The sequence below is a fragment of the Peribacillus sp. P4_C12 genome (assembly GCF_056402095.1).
Map to the genome: position 1 here is coordinate 1 of NZ_JBFUIB010000223.1, position 5,953 is coordinate 5,953.

The 5,953-nt window shown below is 38.2% G+C and carries 7 protein-coding genes; 1 reads left to right on the forward strand and 6 read right to left on the reverse strand.

Features of this window, described 5'->3' with window-relative positions; genetic code table 11:
* The coding region (locus AC1DUW_RS19405; RefSeq protein ID WP_477643232.1) for a hypothetical protein at positions 1–1,145 on the forward strand (1,145 nt) is incomplete at its 5' end.
* A gap of 289 nt (positions 1,146–1,434) precedes the next feature.
* Here AC1DUW_RS19405 and AC1DUW_RS19410 read toward each other — a convergent pair.
* From AC1DUW_RS19410 to AC1DUW_RS19435, 6 genes are all read right to left on the reverse strand, one after another.
* Complete coding sequence (locus tag AC1DUW_RS19410) at positions 1,435–1,623, reverse strand: hypothetical protein (protein ID WP_053344891.1); 189 nt, start codon at positions 1,621–1,623, stop codon at positions 1,435–1,437.
* 97 nt (positions 1,624–1,720) lie between these two features.
* On the reverse strand, positions 1,721–1,924 hold the full coding sequence (locus AC1DUW_RS19415) for a YheE family protein (protein ID WP_053344892.1): 204 nt from the start codon (positions 1,922–1,924) through the stop codon (positions 1,721–1,723).
* 61 nt (positions 1,925–1,985) lie between these two features.
* Positions 1,986–3,182: a YheC/YheD family endospore coat-associated protein gene (locus tag AC1DUW_RS19420; RefSeq protein WP_477643233.1), complete on the reverse strand. Its 1,197-nt coding sequence runs from the start codon at positions 3,180–3,182 to the stop codon at positions 1,986–1,988.
* On the reverse strand, positions 3,179–4,546 hold the full coding sequence (locus AC1DUW_RS19425; RefSeq protein WP_053344894.1) for a YheC/YheD family endospore coat-associated protein: 1,368 nt from the start codon (positions 4,544–4,546) through the stop codon (positions 3,179–3,181). The genes AC1DUW_RS19420 and AC1DUW_RS19425 overlap by 4 nt, the downstream gene beginning before the upstream one ends.
* A gap of 3 nt (positions 4,547–4,549) precedes the next feature.
* Positions 4,550–5,605: a YheC/YheD family endospore coat-associated protein gene (locus AC1DUW_RS19430; protein ID WP_477643234.1), complete on the reverse strand. Its 1,056-nt coding sequence runs from the start codon at positions 5,603–5,605 to the stop codon at positions 4,550–4,552.
* A gap of 31 nt (positions 5,606–5,636) precedes the next feature.
* The coding region (locus AC1DUW_RS19435; protein WP_477643235.1) for a YheC/YheD family protein at positions 5,637–5,953 on the reverse strand (317 nt) is incomplete at its 5' end.

A 5,953-nucleotide genomic window follows, 5' to 3' on the forward strand; every position in this document is an offset into this window, starting at 1 on the left:
GTATACTCCTCGACCTATGTTATGGTGATGTATACTCCTCGACCTATGTTATGGTGATAGTAAATCAACCAATATCAGAAGGCGCCGCCCTAGCTGCCTTATGGTGGTATTTTTGGAGTATTCATTGGGCGATGAAAGATCAGGGCATAGGTGTAAATAGTTTGCCTCCATTGTTTCTTAGTATATTGTTAGGAATTCGGTTATCCTATCTGCCATTTGCAATCGGTTTGCTTTTCCTATTTTATAAGAAATGGAAGAAAAAATATTACACGAATAAACAAATAGTTATTTATTCTTTATTGACGATAATGTGCCAGTTTATTTGGGTAGCTTCTCTTGTTTTTTCTGAAGGAAGTGTGAAAGGTTTTGTTAAACTTTCCTTGGCTTTTACCAGCGGTCATTTTAACGATTGGGGTAACACGGCTATTTCTAGTGATTTATCCTTTCTTGAAAGGGTAAGTACATTAGTACTTGATAATGTAATATGGACGGGTATTTCCTCTCAAACGATTTTATTAGCCGTTCTGTACGGTATACTTGTTAGTTTGTTTATATATCAATTGAAAGGGAGTAATCTAAAAAAAGATTTCTCTCAGCAATTAGCATGTATTATGGGCATTTGTTATTTGACCTGGGCTATTGTTGCGCAAAATATTGATAAACCTAGACATATTCTTCCTTTAGTCATACTGTTTATTTTCGTTCTATTGACCAATTTATTAAAAAAGATAAGGAACTCTGTAATATTTATTCTTTGTTGTCTACTATTAATTTCACAAACGTATTATTCTTCTATGCTGATTAAACAACAAGCGATCGAATCTCCAGCCACAATTCAACTAGCTAACTATTTACAGTCTCTCGATCAATCAGCCGTTGTTTATGCCTGGGAAGAGACGAGGGTTTTTCAGTACATAAATATTAAAACTCCCTATAAAAAGGTACAAACTTATCAAGTTTTTCTACATGATAAATCCTATTACCAGCACAGAAAGATTTTAATAACGAATAAGGCAGTAGAAGGGTTTAAAGCACAAGGCATAAACCTTAATGGTAAGATTAAAAAAATAAAAGAGTTTCATTCTAATTCTATTTATGATCCGGTATATAACGATATTGTGCTGTATGAATGGAAAAATGAATAAGATATTCCAGCATGTTGTCTCTACCCTTAGAGGAAAAAGATGACTCAATAAAAATCACGAAAAGGAAGATTTGAATAAGACTGAGAATTGTTAAGAGTGTAGGATTGAACCGTACTACCGTGATAGGGTGAGTCCTTATTACGTTAAGGCAAAAAGCCTGAAAAGAAGGGTATTTCCTTAATCTTGAAAAAAGCGAGAAAATGTGAAATAGTTACGGGAATGTTCGGAGTGAAGGAAGAGTTGACAGTTTTATAAAAAGGAGCCACCTAAAGGAGGCTCCGGACACTAATTATTTATTCTTGTTTGGCTCGGTTTCATCATAAAAATCATGGGCTTCTTCAATGTTCTGAAGGTCAGCAGCTGCATAAACATTCCCGCCGGCCAGTCCTTCATTGATGTAACGGTCGATGTCTAAGAAAGCAGAGTTCTTGCCTTCATATTCGGTATCCTTCAAAAATGTGAATTCTTCTTTATCCAAAAGAAATCCCTCCTAACCTTTTTTTATAGTGTAGGCAAAAGAGGGCTTTTTATTCTGAGTAAGTCCTCATGAATGAAATGAGGAGTTTAGCACTAACTTATTCATATACATGATAGACCATTAAGTCATGTATGATGCTTTTGAGCTTAGCTTCGTCTGTTTCTGAAGGGGGATTGGCAGTCCATTCGATGGACCCGTCTTTATGGTATAAGGCTTGGACGGCCTGCTTGTTAAAGTAAAAGGAAATTTTCCATCCTGGTAAATTTTTATGTAATGGTGTCCATTGAAAATGAGTAATCATATGTATAACCTCCATATAAGCTGTCTCTCATTTCATTATAATGGAAAACGGCAGATGGAGGTTATTTTCTTGTTCGATTTAATAATGTTAATTCAATAAACAGGTTTTTCAAATGCAAGAGTCGGCTTGCTTCAATTTCTTCTTCATCAAATTGCATGGGTTTAGAGTTTACTTCGTAAATGAAGAGTGATCCTGTTGAATCTTCGCCAATATCAATGGAGAATTCCCCGAGAAAGCCGAATTTCTTCGATAGAATCAGACCGCATTTTTGAGCAATGTACGCCAACTTCCGGTTTAAATTCCTCGATTGCAAGTTTTTGTAAGGGAAAATTTTCCCGCCTCTTGGAGTATGGGTTGTGATTTCCTGGGTTTGTGACATCCGTACAGCCTTACCAGTAATTTTATAGAACCCATTTTCATAATGAACGAGAACTCGGTAATCATAACGATGTCCATTCAATTTCTTTGGTATAACCGCTCGTTGGGCGAGATAGGCTCTTCTCATCAGTAGCATTTTTTTATGCTCCCAAAATGAGGAGAAATTTGGGAAGGATTCACTATGTTTTAGGCTATTAAACTGAAGAGTTTCATCAGGATTCTCGATTAGTGTGTAAATACCTTTCCCTTGGCTTCCTTTGGATGGTTTTAGGTAAATATGTCTGTGGGATTTTAAAAAAGCCCTCAGTCCATCGCAATCACTTAGGATAATTGTTGATGGAAGATGGTTGGTGAGGGAGCCATCTTCCATCAATGCTTCATACATCATATATTTATCTAAAAAACAAGGATTGAAAAGGTTCATACCATGATCTTGAAAGTAGTTGATAAGCTGTTGAAAATCCTCTGATGCCTCGAAGCCCCTTGAGGGAATTCGGTTATAAACTATATCGGGAAGCGGCATCTTAACCTCGATCCATTTGTTTGAAATGGAGGAAAAAAGGAAGCCCTTTACTGGGATGGAATGAAAGGTCTCAACCGTAAATACAAACACTAATATCCCATGTTCCAACAAATATAGTGATAAATCCTGAAAARGGGTCAAGTTTCCCCCTATTCCTGATTCCTTTTTGGGATTTAAAGAAGTTAATATTCCGACGACGAGCATCCGGCTACCTGGAAAAATAGAAATAGGAATAAGTGTTTGATTATTTTGATTCTGTTTATAGTGTATTTCCTCTTTTTCCGCTCCGGCGAATAGTTGCATGCTTTCTTGGTCGTGGTACCAGCTTTCAGTTGGAATATCGTAAAAAATATTCATCTCTGCACACCGACAGCATTTGTAATGGTTTGTTCCGTAAGATAAATAGCATAATCAAGGCTGAGCTTTCTTGTTAGCAGCTCGAACTCTTTGAGTTTTGGATGGGAAAAGATTGAACGTCCTGGTTTAGAATTGGCTTCAAACATCCAAACTTGCCCTTTTTTATCTAATCCAAAATCAAAACCGATTTCTGCAATGATGCCATCTAAGTGCTCTTCAATACTTTCACTTAATATTAGGGCGGCTTCCGATAGCTTTCGTTCGACTTCTTTAGCCTCATCATCATCACCATATAGCTCGGCAATCGTCTTGATGACGCCTCCGCTTTTAATGTGGGTAGTAACGCTTCCAGCGCCGGCTATTTTTGCGGCGATAGCAGTTACCTGCCAAATTCCCTTGCTATCCTTGTTCGTATGAACTCGGAAATCTACAGGTCGTTTAGAAGAACGAATTAATGGTATGCCCTGCTGCACAATGAGATTTTCAAGCGGTCGATTATGAAAGATGTGTTTTACAATGGATTCTAAAGTAGAAAACTTTTGCAATTTATTTTCCTGAGCGTCATTTTTATAACGACAATAGTAGACATTTTCATGTTTATCATAAAGAATTTGGTGAATTCCAAGCCCAAGGCTGCCATGAATAGGCTTTATATAAACTTGTCGGTAATGAGAAAGCAGGGTTTCTACGACGGACAGAGATTGAAAAGGATACGTTTCCGGTAAAAAAGGAAGTGCCCGCTCATCCGCACATAACCGTTCATTTATATCCCATTTATTAAAAAAACCTGGATTGTACCAAGGAATTGTATACTCTTTTTGGAATTTCTGTTTCACTTCCTTAGGGCCATCCCGGTTTTCCGTCAAACGGTTAGGGAGCCGGTCATAGATGACATTTGGAAAAGGAAATTCGTTAATATTCCAGTCATCGTTCTCATAGACATAGCCCTTGATTGTTTCTTTTTCCCAATTGATTACATTTTCACCGAAAACGAAAGGGATACAGCCTGTTGTTTGGCTCAGAGAAAGGAGTTTTGAAAAAAAATCTGAACGTTCCCCGAGCGGTTTGTTTGATATGCCTGTAAAACCTGATGAAAATATCCCGACGACTGGCCCAATATGAATGCTCTTACCGTATATAAATAGATGAAGAGGCATATCGACCTGAGTAAATATTAAAGATTCCGCGAGACTTTCTGACAGGACGATTGTTTGCTTGATTGCAGGATTTTGTTTGACAATGGCAGGACATGAATGCTGGCCAAAATATATTAATTCAATCTCTGCCAAATCTCCAAGCTCTGATGGATAGAAGAGAACGTTGCCGGGAGTATCGGCAATCTCGGCAGGATAAGTCTTTCTCACTCTCTACTCACCTGCTTTCTGAAGATGATCGGCTAAAAATTGGCTATATTGGAACGGTGCGCGATGGATATCCTTCATCGATTCAGGTTGAAGTGTTTGGATGATTTTCCTACCTGGTTTTGAATTAATATCCATTATCCATATTTGCCCTTTTTTATCAATACCTAGGTCGATTCCAAGCTCAAATAGCCTTTCAAAAACGGCTTCGGTTTCGGCAGGTAGGGTACGGAGGATATGCTGGATTTTTTGTTCGGCGGCAATTGGAATAGATTCAGGATTTTTTTTGATGAAAGCCTCGAGTGAAATAGCTTCCCCACCAGTGGCTAAATTGGAGGTGATTCCATCTTGTTGTCCCAGGCGAATGCCTCGGCCGCGTTCCATCCACTGATTTTTTTCGTTTTTTTGAAGTAAAATTCGTAAATCGAACGGTTCCTTTTTCTGGTTGCAAAGTTCTAAATAAGGCTGACAAAGGTAACTATATCGATTTAATAAATGCTGCAGCCATTTGTTCAGTTGAGATTTAGAGTCAAATTGACGGTCGTATTTGGTGCCCTTTTTTGTCATGGACACCAATGTGCCGCCTTCGGTTTTTGTGAGAAGATAGATTCCCGTACCACCTGCTCCAAACTCTGGTTTAATAATAATTTTATCCAGACGTTCCAAATGCCCGCTGATTTCTTCAGGTGTGGTAACTTGAACGGTTTCTGGAAAAAATGCCTCTAGCAGGGGATGTTTTTTTAAAGTTTGATAAACTTCCCACTTTCCTGGAAGGCCAAGGCCAAGGAAACTTGAGTTAACTTTTAACCAATTGATTTTATCGCGCATTTCCGTCGAAACACGAGATAAGCCATGGAAACAGCGGTCATATACAAAATCAGGGAGATCAAATGTTTCAGAGCGCCATGTTTCCTTTTCGGCATCAAAACGTTCTCCTCGAACTTTCTTCACATCGATATCAATATTCTCGGGTGTGAATTTACATACATTCATATTAAATGATTTAGCTGCTTTTGCTATTTCAGTAAAATAATGATTTTCATGTGTATCTGACGTTGCCATTAATCCTATTAACACGTGCCAGCAACTCCTTTTATGGATGGTTTTCACGGTCAAGAGTAAGCATAAATTCTACAATGGACTTTACTGATGGACGAAAGGTTTCATAGTTGCCCTGAAATTTTTTCGAAGGTTTCGAGTTCACTTCAATAATCCAAGGGTGTGTGTCAACATCAAGTGCTAAATCGATTCCGAGCTCCCCGAATAAATCATCATGATTTTCTGCCAAAGTATGGGCAGTTTTTTTAGCAAGTCTTATAAGCCTTTGGTGCAAACGTCCGGCTTCCTGGGGGTCAAATACTTCCTTTAAAAAGTCTGAGCCGTTTTTCATCATACCCCCCTGTGCAAGAT